This window comes from Providencia sp. PROV003 (assembly GCF_045040775.1).
Taxonomy (GTDB): Bacteria; Pseudomonadota; Gammaproteobacteria; order Enterobacterales; family Enterobacteriaceae; genus Providencia; species Providencia huashanensis.
Genome location: NZ_CP096369.1, coordinates 1,166,356 through 1,188,198, shown reverse-complemented (window position 1 = coordinate 1,188,198; position 21,843 = coordinate 1,166,356). Strand labels below are relative to the sequence as shown.

The following is a 21,843-nucleotide window of genomic DNA, read 5'->3' as shown; positions in this document are numbered from 1 at the left end:
TAAAGGAAATTATCATTAATATAAATAAAAATTAAAAAATAGCACTTGACCTTACCCTTAAGGTAAACGTTAGTCTTTACTCAATAAAGACATTCAAGAGGGTAGATCCATGACAACAAATATCTCTAATACCTCAGTCAATAGACTGAGCTTGCCAGTAGAAGGCATGACCTGTGCATCCTGCGTTGGTCGTGTTGAAAAGGCATTAAAAGCGGTTACAAATATTGATACGGCTGTGGTGAATTTAGCAACAGAACGTGCTGATATCACCTTTAAAGGTGATGTTGATCCAGACGTAGCAATCCGCGCGATAGAAAGCTCAGGTTATAAAGTGCGGGAAGAAACAACCGAACTGGCGATCGAAGAGATGACCTGCGCATCGTGTGTCGGTCGCGTTGAAAAAGCATTATTACAAATACCGGGTGTAATTGAAGCGAATGTTAACTTAGCAACAGAACGCGCCCGTATTCGCCATTTATCTGAAGTGGTCACTATCGCCACTTTGGAAGAAGCCATTGTTCAAGCTGGCTATAAACCTCGCCGTTTATCAGATACAACGACCAATGCAAATGACCAAGCCAATGAGCGCCGTGAAAATGAAGAGCGCTCTCTACGTCGTGCGTTGTTCACTGCGGCTATATTTACCTTACCAGTATTTATTATTGAAATGGGTTCACACTTTATTCCAGGTATTCACCACTGGGTATCAGAAAACCTTGGGCAGCAACTCAATTGGTATATCCAATTTATATTAGCAACCCTTGTTTTGTTTGGTCCTGGTTTGCGCTTTTTCCAAAAAGGAGTTCCAGCACTATTACGCGCTGCGCCTGATATGAACTCACTTGTTGCTGTAGGTACTGCCGCGGCTTATGGGTATTCAGTAGTAGCAACGTTTATCCCCCAAGTTCTCCCAGCTGGCACCGCAAATGTGTATTTTGAAGCAGCTGTCGTTATCGTAACGTTAATTCTACTTGGTCGCACATTAGAAGCGCGAGCGAAAGGAAAAACCTCCCAAGCGATTAAACGCCTTGTAGGGTTACAAGCTAAAACGGCTCGTGTAGAACGCGATGGAAAAATGATTGAGATCCCTCTGGATCAAGTTATAACGGATGATATTGTTTTCGTTCGCCCTGGTGAAAAAATCCCTGTAGATGGTGAAGTCATCGAAGGCGCTTCCTATGTTGATGAAAGCATGATCACAGGAGAACCTGTTCCTGTATCTAAAGAAGTAGGTTCTGAAGTTGTTGGCGGCACAATAAATAAAACAGGCGCGTTTAGTTTTCGCGTCACTAAAATTGGTTCAAACACTGTATTAGCCCAGATAATTCGTTTAGTTGAAGAGGCACAAGGGTCAAAATTACCTATTCAAGCGTTAGTTGATAAAGTCACGATGTGGTTTGTACCTGCCGTTATGACAGGTGCCGTGATCACATTCTTTATTTGGCTAATATTTGGCCCAGACCCAGCCCTGACCTTCGCATTAATTAATGCTGTTGCTGTACTCATTATCGCATGTCCATGTGCAATGGGCCTCGCAACACCGACATCTATCATGGTTGGAACAGGAAGAGCGGCTGAATTAGGTGTTCTATTCCGCAAAGGCGAAGCATTGCAAGCTCTACGCGATGTCACTGTAGTTGCTCTTGATAAGACGGGGACATTAACAAAAGGACGTCCAGAGCTCACTGACCTAGTCCCTGCAGATGGCTTTGAATATGATGAAGTTTTATCCTTGGTCGCTGCAATTGAAACCCGTTCTGAACATCCGATTGCGGAAGCAATTGTCAACGCAGCAAACGAAAAAGGTCTGACATTTGCGGCAATTGAAGAATTTGAAGCTGTCCCAGGATTTGGTATTTCAGCCAGAGTAGATGGTCGAGCAGTCTCTGTTGGCGCCGATCGCTTTATGAAACAACTCGGATTAGATGTCAGTCACTTCCAGCAATCTGCGCTACGACTAGGAGAGCAAGGAAAAAGCCCATTGTACGCAGCTATTGATGGTCGCTTAGCTGCAATTATCGCCGTAGCTGATCCCATTAAAGAAACAACACCAGAGGCTATTAACGCGTTACACGCTTTAGGTTTAAAAGTTGCCATGATCACTGGTGATAATGCAGCGACTGCCGCAGCTATCGCTAAACAGCTTGGGATTGATGAAGTTGCCGCAGAAGTATTGCCAGATGGTAAAGTTTCAGCCCTAAAACAGTTCCGTAACAATGGTAATAAAGTCGCATTTGTTGGTGATGGTATCAACGATGCCCCAGCATTAGCCGAAGCAGATGTTGGATTAGCAATTGGTACAGGAACAGATGTCGCTATTGAAGCCGCAGATGTCGTATTGATGTCAGGAGATCTACGCGGTGTTGTTGATGCCATTGCATTAAGCCAAGCAACTATTCGTAACATAAAACAGAATCTGTTCTGGGCATTCGCTTACAATGCGCTATTGATCCCAGTAGCCGCAGGCTTGCTATACCCAATTAACGGAACTTTGCTTTCACCTATTTTAGCAGCCGCCGCAATGGCACTTTCTAGCGTATTCGTATTAGGTAATGCCTTACGTCTAAAACGCTTCCAAGCCCCTATGAAAGATAGTATGGCTCAAACTCAATAAAGGACTTAATCGCCAGACTTTATAAAGTCTGGCTTTACTCGTAGAAAGGAGTTAGCTATGACACTCTCATCAAAAGAACAAATATTGATTTACACCACGCCAACTTGCCCTGACTGTCAACAACTTAAGGATTGGTTAGCTAAAGAACAGCTCTCTTTTGAAGAACGAGACCTTACCGACCCCAAAATTATGGCTGAAGCTAAAGCTCGAACAGGTGTACGTGTTGCTCCCATTATCATCATTGGGGAACATATTTTTTACGGTACTTTTTCATCGCAAAAACCAAACATATTAGCAGCACTCAAACTACCTAAAGAAAATAGCTAGGTATTTTATTTCTAAAATACCTATTCTATTGAGGAGATAAGATTATGAATATCGGTCAAGCCGCTAAACTTTCTGGCATCTCAGCAAAAATGATCCGCTATTATGAGCAGACTGGGTTAATCCCCAAAGCAAAACGGACTAATGCAGGGTATCGCTATTATAGTCAAACAGATATTGATAGCCTAAACCTCATTCGTCGCGCCCGAGCCCTAGGTTTCCCGACTGAACAGATTTCAGTTCTACTATGCTTATGGCGCAATAGAGAACGTGCTAGTGCTGATGTTAAGAATATGGCACTTACTCATCTTCATGAATTAAAAAGAAAAATTAATGATCTACAAGGTATCGCAAATACTCTCGAAGTACTGACAAAACATTGCCACGGTAATAGTGATCCTGACTGCCCTATCATTGAAAACTTAGTGAATCCAGCCGAATACCTTGAAACTCCAGTCACTAAAAAAGGACAACTCGCAAATTATTCAGTAAAAAACTGATTGACCTTCCAATAGGGTAAAGCTGTATATTTATCAAAATGTTAATAATAGGAGTTAGAAAATGATTAACCTTACAATACCTAAAATGGCTTGTGGTGGCTGCGCTAAATCAATTACCAAAATTGTGTTAGATATTGATGCTAATGCACAGGTAGAAACGGACCCAACGACAAAAAAAGTGCTAATTACCAGCCATATAGATGAAAGTATTTTCCGTACAGCGCTCAGCACCGCGGGATACCCGGCAGATCCTAAATAATTTAGTAGGGAGTAATAGCTAATATATTTCAGACTGCAGACAAACATATTATGTTTGGCGAAAAATCGAATAGGTTATTGAATATTAGTCAATCTTCAAGGGCATGAATAACAAACGCCTTGTTGAAATAACCTTTTGTACATCCAGTTCAACTATTTTATTTTAAAATGCCTGCTTTTGGTCATTTTTCAAAGGCAGGCTCATTATCACAATCTTAGATGTTAGAATTAATGAACGCGATCTTCGGGCTCGATATCATCACCGTCTTCGTCATCATATTCTGCATCTGGGTCTTCAAAATAAGTGCCCCAACCATCATAGTTGACACCCATTTTTTCCGCCAGCTTCATTAGCTGTTCAACTTGTGCGTCAATAAGTTCTGCGTTTAATGCGCTTTCGCTGATCACATCGCAACACATCAACGTTTCACCTGTTTCAATTTCTAACTCTTCCGCATCCGTCACTTCATAACCTAGCTTGAATGCTTCAACTGCTGCTTTTTCTAATAACGCAAAGTTGTCCGCAGAGAAATGATGCTCAATTGCATACAATGCATCAGGATCGCTACCATCTTCTAACAGTTCCTCGATAATTAACCGAGTTTCTTCATACTGCGCATCGAGTTCAGCTTTATCTACCATATCCACACCCCTTGTTCCATTATCGCTAGTCTCGCCCCATTCTCCCATAGGGTTGACAGTGAAACCATACATTTAAAAATAATTTCTTTTTCACTTGGGGTTGATTTTGAATTTTTATGGATATAAATTGAATATTAATTCAACATAAAAAGGCCGTAATTTATGAACCCCTTATATAGCAAGCATTTTTTAAGGCTACTTGATTTTACATCTAGCGAAATTCATTCACTGTTAAAACTCTCAGCTTGGTTAAAATCAGAAAAAAAAGCCGGTACAGAACACCCTCTCCTCGCAGGTAAAAACTTTGCACTCATTTTTGAAAAAGACTCTACTCGCACACGTTGCGCATTCGAAGTTGGTGCGTTCGACCAAGGCGCTAGAGTGACCTATTTAGGGCCTTCTGGTAGCCAAATCGGTCATAAAGAAACCATGAAAGATACCGCACGGGTGCTAGGGCGGATGTACGACGGCATTCAATATCGGGGATTTGCTCAATCAACCGTAGAAGTATTAGCCGCGCACTCGGGAGTGCCTGTATGGAATGGATTAACCAACGAATTCCATCCCACACAGTTATTAGCCGATCTGCTGACCATTCAAGAACACCGACCAAATACGCCATTCTCAGAAATTAAATTTGCCTATTTAGGCGATGCACGCAATAACATGGGCAACTCGATGTTAGAAGCTGCGGCTCTCACAGGTTTAGATTTGCGTTTAGTCGCCCCGAAAAGCTGCTGGCCGGAAGAAGAGCTGGTCAATGCTTGCCAAGAGATAGCGAAAAAAACAGGTGCAAAAATTACGCTCACTGAAGATGTGGCTGAAGGCGTTAAAGGAGCTGACTTTATCTATACTGATGTTTGGGTCTCGATGGGAGAAGCCAAAGAGGCTTGGGCGCAGCGTATTAATTTATTAAAGCCGTACCAAGTGAATATGGATGTGATTAAGCTTACAGGCAACCCGAATGTGAAGTTCCTGCACTGCTTACCCGCTTTCCATAATGAAGATACCACGCTTGGGGCTCAGCTAGCGAAAGAGTTCAATATGTATGGTGGGCTAGAAGTCACGGAAGAAGTCTTTGAATCCCCTTATAGTATCGTCTTTGACCAAGCAGAAAACCGCTTACATACTATCAAAGCCGTAATGGTCGCAACATTAGCCCCTGAACTACCGGTAAATATCTTCTAAGATTGGCAATCACCATCGGCACGAATATCATGCCGATGGTGCCATAATCAAGCGTTAAGGGCGTTCACCTTTTGCTAAACGCTGGTTAATGGAATCGATAACTGAAGGTAAATCGTTTAAAGTATCAATAACATAATGAGCTCCTGCAGCAAAAAGTTTATCAGCCGCCTGCTGTTTCAGTTGGCTAACTGCCTCTTCTGGCATACTTTGGTACTCCTCCCATGTTTTGCCAAATTCATTACCTGAAACAGACAACCCAACACTCCACATTCCTGCATTGCGGCCTTCTTCAATACCAGGCACTGCGTCATCAACTTTTATACAGGAAAATACTGCTTCTACGCCTAGTTCAATCACATTTTGCAATGCCATCCAAGGCCCCGGGCGTCCTCCCGCAGGGATATCATCACTCGCGACCCAGTAATCAGGGTGATAACCGAGTTTTTGTGCTGCAGGTACTAATTTCTCCATTACTGCGCGAGGGTAACCAGAACAAGAACCAATTTTAATATTTTGCTGGCGTAAAGTAGTGATTGTGTCGGAAACTCCAGCTATTGGTGCTGCAAAGTCGACAACTTTGGCAATCTGCAATGGCATAAATGCCGCATAGATTGTATCGATATCTTCACTGGTCATTGAGCGCCCAAATTTCACCTTCCATAAAGTGTCAATTTCAGGTAATTTCCCAAGTGCTTCAATATGTTGCCACTTACCTAACCCCATAGGAATACGGGCTTGTGCTAAGGTGATCTCAATATCAAACACACGCTTAAATGCTTCAATAAAAATTTGTGTGGGGGCAAAAGATCCAAAATCCACCGTAGTACCTGCCCAATCCAGAATAACAGCCTGAATGCGGTTCATAATTCTTCCTTATTGTTTCCAGTAAATGGCTTTTTCTATCGCTAACAATAATGCGTCAATATCTGTTTCATACACTTCGCCAATGTTTCCAATACGGAAACAATCACTCTGTGACACCTTACCTGGGTAAATAACAAAACCTTGCGATTTTAATCGCTGATAGAACTCTTTAAATTGGTAATTAACTGAACTTGGTGAGTAAAATGCGGTGATAATCGGTGAATGGTTGCTATCATCTAATAATGTTTTAAATCCGAGAGCTCGCATACCTGCGACTAGTTTTCTCTGATTTTGCCGATAACGTTGGAAACGAGCGGCAATGCCCCCTTCAGCTTCAAGCTCTTTAAGAGCCTGAGCAAAAGCTAATACCGTATGCGTTGGTGAGGTAAAACGCCATTTACCATGGAAATCCTCCATACAACGCCACTGGGCATACAAATCGAGAGATAATGAACGAGAGCGCCCCTTACAATTTTCAAGTGCTTCAGTGCGTGCTATCACAAATGCAAAGCCCGGTACTCCTTGAATACATTTGTTTGCCGAACTTATCAAGAAATCAATATTTAGTTGCCCAATATCCATTGGGATACCGCCAAAGCTACTCATGGCATCAACGATATAGCGTTTTTGATACTGCTTCGCTAGCGCGGCGACTTGCTCTATCGGGTTTAAAATCCCCGTCGTCGTTTCACAATGTACCATCGCAATGTGTGTGATCTGGCTATCTTGTTGTAGTAATTGTTCTATCCATTCAATATCTGGCTTTACCACCTCACCACAATCATAGAGATGATGTGTAATCCCTAAACGCTGTGCCATTTCAGCCATCCGTGCGCCGTATGCACCATTACTGATAATCAATAATTTATCTTCTGGGTGTATCCCACTTCCTAAAACCGCTTCCACCGCATAGCTGCCACTGCCCTGTAATAATACCGATGAGTAGCCTGACTGCGCCGTTGATAGGGCAACTAGCTGTTGGCGGACCTTTTGTACTACCTCTAAGTTATAGTCGTCATCCCATGTACAACTATCAAATAACATGGCCTGCTTCACCGTTTTAGAGGTAGTTAGCGGACCCGGTGTTAACAGCAAATAATTTTTGGTTGTCATTCAATTCACCTATTGGTCTATACCAGATTTCTATTATAATGGTCTTAGGGAGATCAAAAGGTCAAAGGAAAAGTGCCCGTGCAACAAAAAATTCATATAACTATGTATAATGTGGAAGAAATAATCAGCGGAAATAACAATGAAATTATCAACGGATGAAATGCCTCAGTACCTGCTAATTAAGGCTCAATTACAAAAAAGAATTCAGAATGGGGAACTAAAAAGTGGCGATAAGCTCCCTTCTGAGCGCGAGCTTTGTGCTATTTTTGGTACCACGAGGGTCACTATCCGTGAAAGTTTGGCGCAATTAGAATCAAGCGGCGCAATTTATCGTTCTGAACGCCGTGGCTGGTTTGTCACTCCTGAACGCCTTTGGTTAGACCCAACACAAAATACTAATTTTCATAAACTTTGCCTTGAGCAAAACCGCCAGCCTAAAACGACCTTGTTAGATGGCCGAGTTGTCACTGTCCCCCTTGACGCCATGAGTCCGTTGCAGCTCCAACCTTTCGAGCAAATATACTTACTCACACGCCTACGCTTTGCCGATGAAAGGCCTGTTTGTTATTGTGAAAATCATTGCCTACCAGCCCGAGTCCCCGAGTTACTACGCCATGATCTCAATGGCAGTTTAACCGAGGTATATGAAACCCATTTCGGGTTGATATATACCAGTATGCACTTGTCATTCTACCCAACAGCCATGCCTCCTCAAGCCGCTTATGCACTCGGGGTCGCGGTGGGTCGTCCCGCATTACTACTGCAGCGTTTGAACTATGATCAATACGGAAGAGTTCTAGATTACGATGTGGAATATTGGCGTCATGACAGCCTGAGAATTGAAGTCGATACATTGTAAAACCAACATCAGTAAAATATTTTCACTATTTAGCTCTGTTTCATCTTTTTGTCATATAAACCCGTTAGCGTAAAAGAATCTGGTATATACCAGAGTGCATTTTACCCTAACAGGAGAAGACAATGAAACAAACTCACTTAGCCTGCCTATTGATGGCAACCTTTTGTTCAACAACAGTATTTGCCGATAATGTTGTCACGGTTTACTCAGCTGATGGCCTACATGACGGTAATAATAGTTGGTATAAAAACCAATTTGCAGCTTTCACCAAACAAACAGGCATCAAAGTGCAATATGTTGAAAGTGGCTCTGGTGCAATAGTTGAACGCTTAGCGAAAGAACGTACCAACCCACAAGCCGATGTGCTAATCACTGTTCCTCCGTTTATCCAACGCGCCGCTAAAACTCAACTGTTAGCAAAATTTACTCCAGAGGCTGCGGCCAGTATTCCAACTTCAAATCACTATTACACGCCATTGGTCAATAATTATTTAACCTTTATCTATAATGCTAAGTTACTAAAATCACCACCAGAAAATTGGGCTTCTCTTCTCGACCCGCGTTTTAAAAATAAGCTGCAATACTCTACGCCAGGGCAAGCCGGTGACGGTACGGCTGTCATGCTGCAAGTTTTTCATAGTTTTAATGGCAAAGATGCAGGGTTTGATTACCTCGGTAAATTACAAGCTAATAACGTAGGCCCATCCGCCTCTACCGGTAAACTGACCGCACTAGTTAACAAAGGTGAGCTTTATATTGCCAATGGCGATTTACAAATGAATTTATCCCAAATGGCGCGCAACCCAAATGTACAAATTTTCTGGCCAAAAGATGATAATGGGGAGCGTAGTGCGCTCGTTTTGCCTTATGTTGTTGGCCTAGTACAAAACGGGCCTGAAACAGAAAATGGCAAAAAATTAATTAACTTTTTGTTAGATAAACAATCACAAAGCCGTGTGAGTGAGTTGTCATGGGGAATGCCTGTTCGTTCCGATATCACGCCTTCCGATGAACAATACCGTACAGCTGTGAAAATGCTTGAAGGTGTTAAAACATGGCAACCAAATTGGGATGAAGTCGAAGTTTCACTTTCCAGCGATATTTCACGTTGGCAAAAAGTCACTGATGGTGAGTAATTTGTGATGCTAATGAAACGTAAACTCACTGCCGCAATGCAGCAAACAGAACACTCAGGGATCACACTAGAGTCCTTGCGTGTTTCCTATCATAACAATGTCGTGCTTAAGCCGTTAAGCCTAACCATTGACCCCGGAGAAATATTAGTACTAATTGGCCCATCAGGGTCAGGAAAAACCACTGTATTGCGTGCTATTGCAGGGTTTGCTCAACCTGATAGTGGAAGGATATTATTAGGTGATACCGATATCACCCATCTCCCTCCCTATCAACGCGGGCTTGGGATGGTGGTACAAAACTATGCACTCTTTCCTCATATGAAGGTGGAGGATAACGTAGCGTTTGGATTACGCGCCCAGAAACAACCTAAAGTCTTGATCAATGAACGGGTCACCGAGGCTTTGAAGATTGTTGGGATGACAGATTATGCGACTCGCTACCCTCATCAATTATCGGGAGGGCAACAACAGCGGGTGGCGATTGCTAGAGCGATTGCGGTACGTCCTCGCGTTTTATTACTCGATGAACCTCTCTCTGCGCTTGATGCACAAATTCGCCATAATATGGTAGAAGAAATCGCACGCTTACACCGTGAACTACCTGAATTAACTATTCTTTATGTCACCCACGACCAAACAGAAGCCCTCGCCCTAGGCGACAAAATTGGTATCATGAAGGAGGGCTATCTCGTCGCCCATGGTGAAAAGAATGCCTTATATCACCGCCCACCAAACCGTTTTTCCGCTGAGTTTTTAGGCCGTGCCAATATTCTAAATGCTACCGCCCTCGGTTTTTCAGCCAACCCAGCAATTGTCAATGTGAGCTGTAGTGGTACATTACTGGAAGCTTATACCCCCGGTATGCGAGCAAGCACACACAAATGGGTATGCATCCGCCCACAACATATTACGCTAACGCCAAGAAACGAAACGAGCAATCAATTGCAGGCTGTTTTACGATCAATTCGCTGGCAGGGGGACTTGACTCATTTAGTCTGTGATGTTGCGGGCGAAACAGTCAGTGTTGCGGTAACGCACTTAGCTTCACAGCCCAAAGTAGGCGATAAACTCACCTTATGGTTTTCGCCTACTGATACCGTATTGATTGAGGAATGACATGTCATATATCAGTGTGCCAAAACGGTCAAGTATCTCTCTAAAACCCATTTATTGGATAATACCGCCATTGCTGGTGTTAGCCACACTCTTTTTCTATCCGTTATTGTTAATCGCCCAACAAGCACTACAAAATGAAACTGGTGTCTGGGGGCTAGATGCACTCTGGCAACTAATTGAATCTAAACGTTTCATTAATGGTCTATGGAACACCCTGCAAATCGCGTTTTTTGCTACCTTAGGCTGCCTTATCGTAGGGAGCATACTTTCCCTGATATTAGTGTTTATCCCCTTTCCTGGTAGCCGTTTTATTACCCAAGTTATTGATACATTTATTGCATTACCCACCTTTTTGATTACTCTCGCGTTTACTTTTATTTATGGTTCCGCTGGGCTACTAAATGGCACGTTAATGGCATTATTTGATTTCGAACTACCGCCAGTTGATTTCCTATATTCTATCAATGGGGTCATTTTAGCCGAGATCACCGTATTCACGCCGTTAATTATGCGCCCATTGATGGCTGCTCTACGGCAAATAGATAAAAGCCAATTAGAAGCTGCGAGTATTTTAGGTGCGCACCCCGCTCGTGTTATTGCTCAAGTGATTTTTCCAGCCGCACTTCCCGCCTTACTTGCTGGCGGCAGTCTTTGCTTACTATTAACCACCAATGAGTTTGGGATCGTTTTATTTATCGGCGCAAAAGGCGTGAATACCTTACCTATGATGGTGTACAGCAAAGCCATACTAGAGTCTGATTATGCGGTTGCCTGTATGATTGCTTTAGTAAACATCTTACTTTCTCTCGGGTTATTTTTTCTCTATAGAATGGCTACAACTCGCCTCGGAGTAAGGAATTAACTATGTTGATTTGGTCTAAACAAGGTCGAGCCGTCGCAACCTTGATTGCTATTAGCTTGTTTTCATTATTATTTTTGCTACCGTTAGTGATGATTTTAATGTCGAGTTTCAGCCAGCAATGGAATGGTATCTTGCCTTCAGGGTTTACATTTGAGCATTTTGTCAATGCATTCAGTGGCCCAGCTTGGGATGCTATTCTTTCTAGTTTAATTATTGGGTTTTGTGCCAGCCTATTTGCCCTATTTTGTGGGCTTTGGGCCGCATTGGCGCTCAGACGACAGAGCGGGAAATGGCAAAAATTACTCGGTATCGCATTTTACTTACCAAGCGCAATACCTTCAGTCTCTATTGGTCTTGGTATCCTTGTTGCATTTAGCCAAGGATATCTACAAATGAACGGGACATTTTGGATTGTATTCAGTGCCCACTTTGTATTAATTTCAGCTTTCACATTTAGCAATGTTTCTACTGGGCTAACCCGCATTTCCCCTGATATTGAAAATGTCGCCTTTAGTTTAGGTGCTTCACCTTGGTATCGACTATGTCACGTCACTCTACCACTCTTGATGCCTTGGATGATCTCAGCATTAGCATTAAGCCTGTCCCTATCTTTAGGGGAGTTAGGCGCAACGATGATGTTATATCCCCCCGGTTGGGCCACCCTGCCCGTCTCAATTTTTAGCTTAACCGACCGTGGTAATATCGCAGATGGCTCAGCACTGACCATTGTACTGGTCGCCATCACCTTATTATTAATGTTCAAGCTAGAAAAAATAGCGACTAAGTTAAGTCAAAAATAAGAGCAACCCCCAATAAAAGCTCGCAATGAGCTTTTATTCATTTTTCAATATTTTGATATTACCAAAATTATAATTATATATTCAGTTCATCATTTAAATTAACATTAATAACAAATTCATTAACATTAAAATGGTTATTAACCAAAAAATACAAATGCAATATTAAACATAATACTTAAGTAAACAAACATAGTTATTAAAGTATAAATTATTTATATCAAAATATTACCTAAGCATTTACTCTTAAAATAATTAAACACATAAACCACTACAGTTTAAAAAGAGTCTTTTAATGGGATTTATTTTTTAAAACAAAATTAAATGTTTATTTAAATATCGTCTATTTAATATTTTTAATAACTTCATTAAAATAAAATACTTCTCAAAATCAATAAAAGGATTTTTATTATGCACTTGCTAAAAAAAAGTGGTTTAGCGCTATTACTGTGTGTTTCTTTACCTGCGTTATCAGCTGTTCAAAATATGCCAATTAATATTAAAGGCACCTTCTCAAATGTCACCCAACCTTGTAATGATGCAAAGCTTGAAAACAGAACAGATTTTGGTGCGATCAATACACTAGAAAAAGTCGGTGATGAAACTGCATTCCATAGTTCTGGCTATTTAAGCTTCACATGCCAATTCCCTGCTAATGCTAAACTCACTTTTGTCGCAAATAACGCACCAAATTCACCTGAAACATTTAAAACATCAAGTGATGCATTCGGTGTAAAATTAAAATATAACAATATTATAGTTAAACCTGGTCAAAGTGATGACTTTAAAGTGGTAAAAGGTGGGAACAGTATTTCATTTTCTACCAGCCTAACCCGTTTAACCGCTAATGGTCCCAATGACTTTGGTAATCATACCTTTGACATTACGGCTAACTTAGCAATTACCTATCAGTAATATTTATTACTCCTCTATATGATTGTGGCTGGGTTAATTCATTACTCAGCCACGTAATAATAATTTATATGAAAATAGATAAAATGCATGATTTATCATTTGAGAAACATTATGAATTCCGTTATTTTTTTAAAGTTTTCATCTCTTTTGGGCTACTCCTTAGCGCTATTTCTATTTCACAAGCGGCAACGCAAAATGTACCTATCCATATTAGTGGCTCATTTTCAATGACACCCACTATATGTCATATTTCTGACAACACAGTCGCAAGCCATCGCTCATTATCTGTTAGCCATAGTAATCGTATAGGCGAAGAAACCGCACCACATAAAATCGCACTCAATATTGACTGTAATGCTACCGTCAACGCGAAGCTATCGTTTAACGCAGCACCGGCCGCCAATTCAAATACACTATTTCAAACTTCAAGTCATGCGTTTGGTGTGAAATTAAGTTGGCAAGGAGCACCTATTCTCCCGAATAAAAGCGTTGATATTACGATGATAAAAAATCAAAAAAGTTATTATATCGATGCCACTATAATCAGGGTTGCGCCTAATGGTACCGGCGACTACGGTGAGCACTCATTTAACATTGCAGGGAACTTAGCGGTAGATTACCCGTAATACAAAAACAATAACTACAATCAGTAACTCCACCCTCATCTCGCTGATTTTTCCGCTTTTATTCAGTAGGCGAGTTTTCGCTCTAAATGCAAAAATTAAAAAAATTTATTTTTCTTTATGCAAACGCTTGCGTCAAAGAATGAGATGCGTATAATGCGCCACAATTTGCCGGGAGAAACTATGAACGCTGCTGCTGTATTTTTTACAGAGAACACCTCCAACACACTGCCTTCAGGCGGTTTGGACAGCCTGTTTTTCCCCTTCGTATTTCCAAGAAAGCCCCTCAATTGAGGGGCTTTTTTTTGGCCTATAGACCTAACATGTCTTGCTGACACAGGAGAACAACAATGCCGAACCCTTTATACCAACGCGATATCATTTCAATTAATGATTTAGATCGTTCAGACCTTGAACTCGTACTCAACGTCGCCGCTTCACTGAAAAAACAGCCACAACCTGAACTTCTAAAACATAAAGTCATCGCAAGTTGTTTTTTTGAGGCTTCAACGCGGACACGTTTATCATTTGAAACCGCTATTCACCGCTTAGGCGCTTCGGTTGTTGGTTTTTCTGACAGTACCAATACATCATTAGGCAAGAAAGGCGAAACGCTGGCAGATACCATTTCGGTGATTAGCCAATATGTTGATGCAATTGTAATGCGCCACCCACAGGAAGGGGCATCTCGACTAGCCAGCCAGTTTGCAGGCCATATCCCTGTCATCAATGCAGGGGATGGCTCGAATCAACATCCTACTCAAACCTTACTCGACCTGTTCACTATTCAAGAAACACAAGGTAGGTTAGAAAATCTACAAGTCGCCATGGTTGGTGACCTCAAATATGGCAGAACAGTGCATTCTCTGACCCAAGCGTTATCAAAATTTGAAGGCAACCACTTCTATTTTATTGCACCTGAAGCTCTGTCTATGCCAAATCATATTTTGCATATATTAGAAGAGAAAGGCGCAACTTATAGCCTGCATAATAATATTGATGAGGTCATGCCAGAGCTCGATATTCTGTACATGACACGCGTACAAAAAGAGCGTCTGGACCCATCAGAATACGCCAATGTTAAAGCCCAATTTATTCTTCATGCTGCTGATTTACATTGTGCGAAACCGAACTTAAAAGTATTACACCCTCTGCCACGAATCGATGAGATCACTGTCGATGTCGATAGCACACCTTACGCTTACTATTTCCAACAAGCTGGCAATGGGATTTATGCACGACAAGCATTGTTATCACTGGTTTTAAATAAAGAATTAGCTATCTGAGGAGGAAATCACCATGACACACGACCATAAATTACAAGTTGAAGCGATCAGCCACGGCACCGTTATCGACCATATTCCTGCTCAAATTGGTTTCAAGCTCCTGAAATTATTTAAACTGACAAAAACCGATGAGCGTATCACTATTGGCTTAAACCTGCCTTCTAGCAATCTGGGCAAAAAAGATATTATTAAAATTGAAAATACCTTTTTAACTCCAGAACAAGCTAACCAATTAGCAATGTATGCCCCTGAAGCCACTGTCAATCGTATTGAAGACTACCAAGTGGTGGAAAAATTAGAACTCACCTTGCCTGACTATATCGATAACGTACTGATTTGCCCAAACAGTAACTGTATTAGCCATAATGAGCCGGTATCCAGCAGTTTTCGTGTGAAAAAAATCGACAAAGAAGTGGCTCTGACTTGCCAGTTTTGCGAAAAAGAATTCGATAGAGACGCTGTGATCAATAACCAATAGGATATTTCAGCGTAGACTGCGGTGTTGTTCAGGCGTGATCCATGTTTATAATAGCGCCTGATGACCCATACAGTTATACTCAAATTATATTCAAATCCGCACATATAGCCGCAGGTTGAAATAACATGAGTATCTTCTCTTTACGTGATGAAACGGAGTAATTATGTCATTCGAAATCAATACAGAAAATGCACCAGCAGCGATCGGTCCTTACGTTCAAGGCGTAGATTTGGGCAGTATAGTGATGACATCAGGCCAAATTCCTGTTGACCCTAAAACAGGTGAAGTCCCGGAAGATATTGCCGCACAAACACGTCAATCCCTAGCTAACGTCAAAGCTATTTTAGAAAAAGCGGGCTTAAGTGCAGCTAATATCGTGAAAACAACGGTGTTTGTAAAAGATTTAAATGACTTTGCGACAGTGAATGCCACCTATGAAGAATTTTTCAAACAACACAATGCGCCATTCCCTGCTCGTTCTTGCGTCGAGGTAGCCCGCCTACCTAAAGATGTCAAAATTGAAATCGAAGCTATTGCTGTTCGTAAGTAACCGCTAATTTGCTTTAAACACCCCATCATCTTTATATGGGGTGTTATTTTGATAATACCGATACAGCTTATCCTTTCTTAAGTCTAGCGAACAAAACTATAATTTAAGTTAAATTAGCACTCCCTGATGATAAGTATTTATTTTTAACTTCCCCGCTTTTGATATTCATACAATTAATTTTTTTCCTTGTTTTGGATCAAACTTATTGCTGCTAAAAAAAAGCAATATCCTACATATTGTGCTTTAATTATATCAATTGGCACAATATGTAGTATTTATTCACATTTTATCCACAGACGAGTCGTAATAATCAAGATCAAAAATACTTTGATTAACGCTGTGGATAACTTAGCAAGGAGAATAACAGTGGGAACGGTTGTGATTAAAAGAGATGGTTGTCAGGTCAACTTTGACCTTCCACGAATTCAGGAAGCCGTTAAACGTGCTGCTGCCGCAGTAAATGTTAAGGATGACGATTACTGTCTTCAAGTTGCAACTATAGTTAAAGAGCAACTTTGCAGCCGAAACCAAGTGGATATTGCCGAGATCCAAGACGCCGTAGAAAACCAATTGATGGCTGGGCCGTATAAGGACTTAGCACGCGCTTATATTGAATATCGTCACGATAGGGACAGCGAACGCGAAAAACGTAGCCAGCTGACTCATGATATTCGAGGCCTTATAGAACAAAGCAACGTCTCGTTACTCAATGAAAACGCAAATAAAGACAGTAAGGTCATCCCAACTCAGCGTGATTTACTCGCAGGGATCGTCGCGAAGCACTATGCTAAACAACATATTTTACCTCGTGATGTCGTGATTGCTCATGAAAAAGGCGAAATCCACTATCACGACCTCGACTATGCCCCTTTCTTCCCAATGTTTAACTGTATGTTAATTGACCTTGAAGGCATGTTAACTAACGGCTTTAAAATGGGAAATGCCGAAATAGAACCCCCGAAATCTATTTCTACCGCAACAGCAGTAACAGCACAAATCATTGCACAAGTTGCGAGTCATATTTATGGCGGTACAACAATTAACCGTATTGACGAAATTTTAGCGCCATATGTCGCAATCAGCTACGAAAAACACCTAAAAGTCGCCAAAGAATGGGGAATTGCAGACGCAGAAGGCTATGCCCAAAGCCGTACCGATAAAGAATGTTATGACGCCTTCCAATCATTAGAATATGAAGTTAACACACTACACACCGCGAATGGCCAAACCCCATTTGTCACCTTTGGTTTTGGTCTTGGCACATCAAAAGAAGCCCGATTAATTCAGCAATCTATCCTCAGAAATCGTATTGCAGGGTTAGGTAAAAACCGTAAAACAGCCGTTTTCCCTAAACTCGTATTTGCGATTAAAGATGGCTTAAATCATAAGCTAAGTGACCCTAATTACGATATCAAACAACTCGCTTTAGAATGCGCCAGTAAGCGCATGTACCCCGACATTCTTAATTACGATCGTGTTGTTGATGTCACTGGCTCATTTAAAACACCAATGGGTTGTCGCAGTTTTCTGGGGATCTATGAAGAAAATGGGCAACAAATTCATGATGGACGCAACAATTTAGGGGTTATCAGCCTCAACTTGCCTCGTATTGCTATCGAAGCACAAGGCAATGAAGATGCATTTTGGGCATTACTGGATGAACGCCTCGCTATCGCGAAAAAAGCCTTAATGACTCGTATTGCCCGCTTAGAAACAGTGAAAGCCCGCGTTGCCCCAATCCTCTATATGGAAGGTGCTTGTGGTGTAAGGTTAAAAGCTGATGATAATGTTGCTGAAATATTTAAGCATGGACGAGCATCAATTTCCTTAGGTTACATTGGGTTACATGAAACAATCAATGCACTCTTTGGTTCAGAAACGCATGTGTATGACAGCGAAAAACTGCGCGAAAAAGCAGTGGCTATCGTCAACCGCTTACGTCAAGCTACTGATGAATGGAAAGTTCAAACAGGCTACGGTTTCAGCTTATACAGCACACCAAGTGAAAACCTGTGTGACCGTTTTTGCCGTATCGACACTGCTGAATTTGGGGTTATTGCTGGCGTCACAGATAAAGGCTACTACACCAACAGCTTCCACTTAGATGTTGAAAAACAAGTCAACCCATACGACAAAATTGACTTTGAAGCCCCTTACCCTGCTCTCGCGAATGGCGGTTTTATCTGTTACGGCGAATACCCGAACTTACAACATAATGTTAGGGCGCTGGAAGATGTGTGGGACTATAGCTATCAGCACGTCCCTTATTATGGAACCAACACACCAATAGATGAATGCTATGAATGCGGCTTCTCTGGTGAGTTTTCCTGTACCAGTAAAGGGTTTACTTGCCCTGCTTGCGGAAACCATGACACCAACCGAGTTTCTGTTATTCGCCGAGTTTGCGGTTATTTAGGTAGCCCAGATGCTAGGCCCTTCAATGCGGGGAAACAAGAAGAGGTGAAACGTCGTATTAAGCATCTAGGTAATGGTCAATTAGGTTAATATGATGAATTACCACCAATATTACCCCGTTGATGTTGTTAATGGTCCAGGTACCCGCTGTACACTGTTTGTTTCTGGCTGTGTGCATCAGTGCCGCGGTTGCTATAACCAAAGCACATGGCGGGTGGATTCCGGCGTACCATTCACCCAAGAAATGGAAGATCAAATCATTCAAGATTTGCAAGACACGCGTATTCGTCGGCAGGGCTTGTCCCTGTCCGGTGGAGACCCGCTACATCCCGCCAATTTGCCAGCGATACTCAAGCTAGTGAAGCGAGTAAAAACAGTCTGCCCAGATAAAGACATTTGGGTATGGACGGGATACAAATTGAATGAGCTTACCCTTGAGCAACAAAAGGTGGTCAGTTTTGTGAATACCTTGATTGACGGTAAGTTTGAGCAAAATTTGCACGACCCACGTTTAATTTGGCGTGGCAGCGCAAATCAGGTGATCCACCATTTGCGCTAAGCTTCTCGGGTCCAATGTAATTTTGTACCAAATCCCAATTTATTATCCACCATTTTGACATTGTCTAAGTGAAGCTGCCAAATAGGCAGTTTCGCTGTCAATGCCACAGGAAAACGACGGCAGTACTCTGTTCTAGCTAGTTGTTCTGGTTTACTTTCCAACCTTGCTATTTTGCCGATAAATTGAATACCTTGTATCTGATTGACCGTTTTCGATTGTGTCGAAATCGTCCCAGCGACTTGTGGGTTAGCTACCATCAATTGTCCATGCTTCGAACTGGCATCAGTCATTAAAATCAACGACATAGTTTTCGCATCAAATGCATAATAACAACTGGCAGGCCAGATATCATTGTGATGATGAGCAAATAAGGAAAAAACGTGTTGGCGGGCGATATAGCGCTGGATGTGTTGTAAGGTTTGTTCAGGGGTCATAGCGGTTTCCATATAAACCCGTTCAGAACAAGCTCTTGGAGATAACCCCGTGAGCTTGCTTAAAATGTTCTGAACGTAGGCGTAAATTCGCTATTACTATAGCCTAACTAATTAGAAAATGGTTCTAATTAACTTGGCTTTTTAGGCTATCTCACCTAAGTCTTTACTCTAAATAATTCGAGTTGTAGCTAGGCGGCAAGTAAACGAGGCGCTAGAGGCATACATAAGTATGTGACTAGTGCGAATAAACACGGCCAACAACGCTACGGCTCGAAGTATGACGAGTAAATTTATTTATAGATAGCTGCTGTACCACTCATTGAATTCTCACCGCCAGCAGAAATGACACGGAATGAGGTCGCACCAGCTTCATCAGCTTTTTTGGCTAATTGTGCGGTAAGGTCATTTACGCTCACAGCACCTGTTACAGATACATAACCTGCAGCCGGTTGGCTAGAATGTTGAACTTCATCAGCTGCCATTGAACCAAATGAAACAGCACCTAAAGCTAAAGCAGCAGCGAATAATGTTGATTTTTTCATGGTATGTTCCTTTTAACAAACTTGATTTTTAGTTGGGATTTTTACTGTCCCTCTGTGATATGGATCATATTATGCGCTTTAACTCAGAATGAAAATTAGCTAATTTTGCTATAGTTATTCAAATTATTTGAATCAAAACCTAACTTGAGGTTACGGATTTGTGACAGTTTTATATCATTTTTCATTTAAAATTTAATATGTTATAAACATCTTTCTTAACGAATATATTCGTTGTTAACCTATTGTTTTATCTCAACACGCCAGCACAAAATGATAAAAAACACATCAAAAAAAAGCGAAGATCAGCAAAGTAATTGGTATCTTTACTTAGTAAGAGAGAAAAATAATGCCTTGTATTGTGGTATCACGACAGATGTGCAACGCCGTTTTGAACAACATAAAGCGGGTACAGGCGCAAAAGCATTGAAAGGGAAAACGCCACTTATATTAGCTTTCTCGTGTTTTGTCGGTTCACGATCAACTGCCTCACAAGTGGAATATCAAATTAAGAAGTTGAATAAAAAGGTAAAAGAAAGGCTGGTCATTGACCAGCCTGATAATCTCATTGATTACTTAGCTAACTATAAATTACTGAAGTGTGAAGAATAAGTCACTAGGCCTTGATGAGCCCCTATTTCGCCATTTTCGAGCCCACATATCAGGAAATGGGGTTGTTGTTCAGGCCATTGGCAATTCACTCCTTGTTTTGAGGCTGGTTCAAAACCAAAACGTGAATAGTAACGCTCATCCCCTAAAACGACGACAGCACCATAACCAAATTCATTCAGGCTATCTAACCCTTCATAAACCAATTTTTCACCAACGCCTTGGCCTTGGTGAGCTTTACTAACCGCTAAAGGAGCTAACCCAACCCATTGTACGTCTTCACCATTGACATCAACAGGTGTAAAGCCTACATAACCAATGACTTCGCCGTTGTCATTGGTCGCAACAACACCAAGCGTTAATAAGCCGTCTTCTCGCAAGTGCTGAACAAGGTTAGCTTCCGCTTCTGTTGGAAAAGTTTCACGCAATAGCTTATCAATTCCCATTGCATCGACTGGGATTTCAACTCGAATTAACATGAAGTTAACGCAGGCGATTTGTGCTCTACGTCCTCGCTATCATGAACCGTTTTAATCACCTCAGCCAATTGCAGTAAAGCAAAACGCAGCGGAGCCGGCATATTTTCCAATTCAAAAGCATCCATTAAGTTTTTAACGTATAAACCTAATTCGGTGTCCCCTTCAATCACCAAGCGACGTTGGAAAAATAAAGTATCGGGATCTTCTTTACGTGCTGCTATCAAAATAAGGTCGTTTGCATTACCACTAACGCTGACATCAGCTTGTGCGTTCTGTTTAACGGCTAATTGGCCATCTTGCAAACTGATAAACCACACCAATGATAAGTCACGAACTTCAACTTTTAGCCATTTATCCTCGAGAAAATCGAGTTCCCCTTCTTTGACTGACTCACGAAATTGCCAACTTAGTAGCTGTTCAAGCACATGGCGTTGCACAGCAAATGGGGTCACTTTTAAAGGTAATTTCAAAAATGAAGGACCTTTTGTGATGAGTTGAGAACGAATTTTACCTAGCACAGTACTGACTCCCGTCTTAATTGTCTGCCCGTTTTCGGGTAACTACTCAACAACAGTAGCAGCTCGAATTATTTAGGGTAACATATTGTATATTCAATTAGTTAAACAAAATATTTGTAGTTAATAACCCCAATTACTGAGATCATCAATACACTATTTAGCTCA

The 21,843-nt window shown here is 41.5% G+C and carries 25 protein-coding genes; 18 read left to right on the top strand and 7 right to left on the bottom strand.

The annotated features are described in order from the left end of the window. Positions 1 to 109: 109 nt before the first annotated feature. The 4 genes from M1F14_RS05410 (at position 110) to M1F14_RS05395 (ending at position 3,697) form a co-directional block, all read left to right on the top strand. Positions 110 to 2,614 (top strand): heavy metal translocating P-type ATPase, encoded by a 2,505-nt coding sequence (locus M1F14_RS05410; protein ID WP_042845693.1) that lies wholly within the window; start codon positions 110 to 112, stop codon positions 2,612 to 2,614. A 57-nt stretch (positions 2,615 to 2,671) separates the two neighbouring features. Beyond that, the gene (locus tag M1F14_RS05405) at positions 2,672 to 2,941 is read left to right on the top strand and encodes a glutaredoxin family protein (RefSeq protein WP_042845694.1); all 270 of its coding nucleotides are present in this window, start codon (positions 2,672 to 2,674) and stop codon (positions 2,939 to 2,941) included. A gap of 44 nt (positions 2,942 to 2,985) precedes the next feature. Beyond that, positions 2,986 to 3,438: a Cu(I)-responsive transcriptional regulator gene (gene cueR / locus M1F14_RS05400; protein WP_042845696.1), complete on the top strand. Its 453-nt coding sequence runs from the start codon at positions 2,986 to 2,988 to the stop codon at positions 3,436 to 3,438. A 61-nt stretch (positions 3,439 to 3,499) separates the two neighbouring features. After that, a complete protein-coding gene (locus M1F14_RS05395) occupies positions 3,500 to 3,697 on the top strand; it encodes a heavy-metal-associated domain-containing protein (RefSeq protein WP_034782721.1) in 198 nt (65 codons plus the stop codon). Between the two features lie 227 nt (positions 3,698 to 3,924). Here M1F14_RS05395 and rraB read toward each other — a convergent pair whose 3' ends face one another. Next, complete coding sequence (rraB, locus tag M1F14_RS05390; RefSeq protein ID WP_042845698.1) at positions 3,925 to 4,338, bottom strand: ribonuclease E inhibitor RraB; 414 nt, start codon at positions 4,336 to 4,338, stop codon at positions 3,925 to 3,927. Positions 4,339 to 4,500: 162 nt separating this feature from the next. Here rraB and argF point away from each other — a divergent pair, with 162 nt between their 5' ends. Next, positions 4,501 to 5,526 (top strand): ornithine carbamoyltransferase, encoded by a 1,026-nt coding sequence (argF, locus tag M1F14_RS05385; RefSeq protein ID WP_048605881.1) that lies wholly within the window; start codon positions 4,501 to 4,503, stop codon positions 5,524 to 5,526. Between the two features lie 54 nt (positions 5,527 to 5,580). On the opposite strand, the gene phnX is transcribed toward argF, so the two are convergent. Beyond that, positions 5,581 to 6,390 carry a phosphonoacetaldehyde hydrolase gene (phnX, locus tag M1F14_RS05380; protein WP_042845701.1) on the bottom strand — a complete coding sequence of 270 codons (810 nt, stop codon included), beginning with the start codon at positions 6,388 to 6,390 and terminating at the stop codon, positions 5,581 to 5,583. Between the two features lie 9 nt (positions 6,391 to 6,399). After that, positions 6,400 to 7,503, bottom strand: a complete 1,104-nt coding sequence (phnW, locus tag M1F14_RS05375) for a 2-aminoethylphosphonate--pyruvate transaminase (protein WP_181468819.1) — start codon at positions 7,501 to 7,503, stop codon at positions 6,400 to 6,402. A gap of 139 nt (positions 7,504 to 7,642) precedes the next feature. Between phnW and phnR the strand changes: the two genes are divergently transcribed. From phnR to nrdG, 12 genes are all read left to right on the top strand, one after another. Further along, a complete protein-coding gene (gene phnR / locus M1F14_RS05370) occupies positions 7,643 to 8,362 on the top strand; it encodes a phosphonate utilization transcriptional regulator PhnR (RefSeq protein ID WP_042845704.1) in 720 nt (239 codons plus the stop codon). 122 nt (positions 8,363 to 8,484) lie between these two features. Further along, entirely contained in the window at positions 8,485 to 9,498 is a 1,014-nt protein-coding gene (phnS, locus tag M1F14_RS05365; protein ID WP_129466600.1) for a 2-aminoethylphosphonate ABC transporter substrate-binding protein, read from the top strand. A 6-nt stretch (positions 9,499 to 9,504) separates the two neighbouring features. Next, the gene (gene phnT / locus M1F14_RS05360) at positions 9,505 to 10,614 is read left to right on the top strand and encodes a 2-aminoethylphosphonate ABC transport system ATP-binding subunit PhnT (protein ID WP_129466675.1); all 1,110 of its coding nucleotides are present in this window, start codon (positions 9,505 to 9,507) and stop codon (positions 10,612 to 10,614) included. A 1-nt stretch (position 10,615) separates the two neighbouring features. Beyond that, positions 10,616 to 11,476: a 2-aminoethylphosphonate ABC transporter permease subunit gene (gene phnU, locus M1F14_RS05355; RefSeq protein ID WP_042845711.1), complete on the top strand. Its 861-nt coding sequence runs from the start codon at positions 10,616 to 10,618 to the stop codon at positions 11,474 to 11,476. A gap of 2 nt (positions 11,477 to 11,478) precedes the next feature. Beyond that, positions 11,479 to 12,276 carry a 2-aminoethylphosphonate ABC transport system, membrane component PhnV gene (gene phnV, locus M1F14_RS05350; RefSeq protein WP_048605876.1) on the top strand — a complete coding sequence of 266 codons (798 nt, stop codon included), beginning with the start codon at positions 11,479 to 11,481 and terminating at the stop codon, positions 12,274 to 12,276. Positions 12,277 to 12,684: 408 nt separating this feature from the next. Then, positions 12,685 to 13,188: a fimbrial protein gene (locus tag M1F14_RS05345; protein WP_042845714.1), complete on the top strand. Its 504-nt coding sequence runs from the start codon at positions 12,685 to 12,687 to the stop codon at positions 13,186 to 13,188. 68 nt (positions 13,189 to 13,256) lie between these two features. Beyond that, entirely contained in the window at positions 13,257 to 13,814 is a 558-nt protein-coding gene (locus tag M1F14_RS05340; protein WP_131680032.1) for a fimbrial protein, read from the top strand. A gap of 347 nt (positions 13,815 to 14,161) precedes the next feature. Continuing rightward, positions 14,162 to 15,097 carry an aspartate carbamoyltransferase gene (pyrB, locus tag M1F14_RS05335; protein ID WP_042845716.1) on the top strand — a complete coding sequence of 312 codons (936 nt, stop codon included), beginning with the start codon at positions 14,162 to 14,164 and terminating at the stop codon, positions 15,095 to 15,097. 13 nt (positions 15,098 to 15,110) lie between these two features. Beyond that, on the top strand, positions 15,111 to 15,575 hold the full coding sequence (pyrI, locus tag M1F14_RS05330; protein WP_042845717.1) for an aspartate carbamoyltransferase regulatory subunit: 465 nt from the start codon (positions 15,111 to 15,113) through the stop codon (positions 15,573 to 15,575). A gap of 163 nt (positions 15,576 to 15,738) precedes the next feature. Beyond that, positions 15,739 to 16,125, top strand: a complete 387-nt coding sequence (gene ridA, locus M1F14_RS05325) for a 2-iminobutanoate/2-iminopropanoate deaminase (RefSeq protein ID WP_042845718.1) — start codon at positions 15,739 to 15,741, stop codon at positions 16,123 to 16,125. A gap of 366 nt (positions 16,126 to 16,491) precedes the next feature. After that, positions 16,492 to 18,630: an anaerobic ribonucleoside-triphosphate reductase gene (gene nrdD, locus M1F14_RS05320; protein ID WP_048605872.1), complete on the top strand. Its 2,139-nt coding sequence runs from the start codon at positions 16,492 to 16,494 to the stop codon at positions 18,628 to 18,630. A 4-nt stretch (positions 18,631 to 18,634) separates the two neighbouring features. After that, positions 18,635 to 19,099 carry an anaerobic ribonucleoside-triphosphate reductase-activating protein gene (gene nrdG, locus M1F14_RS05315; RefSeq protein WP_042845954.1) on the top strand — a complete coding sequence of 155 codons (465 nt, stop codon included), beginning with the start codon at positions 18,635 to 18,637 and terminating at the stop codon, positions 19,097 to 19,099. Here the strand turns inward: nrdG and M1F14_RS05310 are convergent. Next, positions 19,096 to 19,545, bottom strand: coding sequence for a YhbP family protein (locus M1F14_RS05310; RefSeq protein WP_181468820.1), 450 nt, complete (start codon positions 19,543 to 19,545; stop codon positions 19,096 to 19,098). The genes nrdG and M1F14_RS05310 overlap by 4 nt on opposite strands. 278 nt (positions 19,546 to 19,823) lie before the next feature. After that, positions 19,824 to 20,075 carry a DUF1471 domain-containing protein gene (locus tag M1F14_RS05305; RefSeq protein WP_042845722.1) on the bottom strand — a complete coding sequence of 84 codons (252 nt, stop codon included), beginning with the start codon at positions 20,073 to 20,075 and terminating at the stop codon, positions 19,824 to 19,826. Between the two features lie 270 nt (positions 20,076 to 20,345). On the opposite strand from M1F14_RS05305, the gene M1F14_RS05300 reads away from it, so the two are divergent. Then, positions 20,346 to 20,684, top strand: coding sequence for a GIY-YIG nuclease family protein (locus M1F14_RS05300; RefSeq protein ID WP_048605870.1), 339 nt, complete (start codon positions 20,346 to 20,348; stop codon positions 20,682 to 20,684). Here the strand turns inward: M1F14_RS05300 and M1F14_RS05295 are convergent. Further along, positions 20,657 to 21,160: a GNAT family N-acetyltransferase gene (locus M1F14_RS05295; RefSeq protein ID WP_071548688.1), complete on the bottom strand. Its 504-nt coding sequence runs from the start codon at positions 21,158 to 21,160 to the stop codon at positions 20,657 to 20,659. The two genes, M1F14_RS05300 and M1F14_RS05295, sit on opposite strands and share 28 nt — an antisense overlap. Next, entirely contained in the window at positions 21,154 to 21,678 is a 525-nt protein-coding gene (locus tag M1F14_RS05290; RefSeq protein ID WP_042845726.1) for an SCP2 domain-containing protein, read from the bottom strand. The genes M1F14_RS05295 and M1F14_RS05290 overlap by 7 nt, the downstream gene beginning before the upstream one ends. Between the last annotated feature and the right edge of the window lie 165 nt (positions 21,679 to 21,843).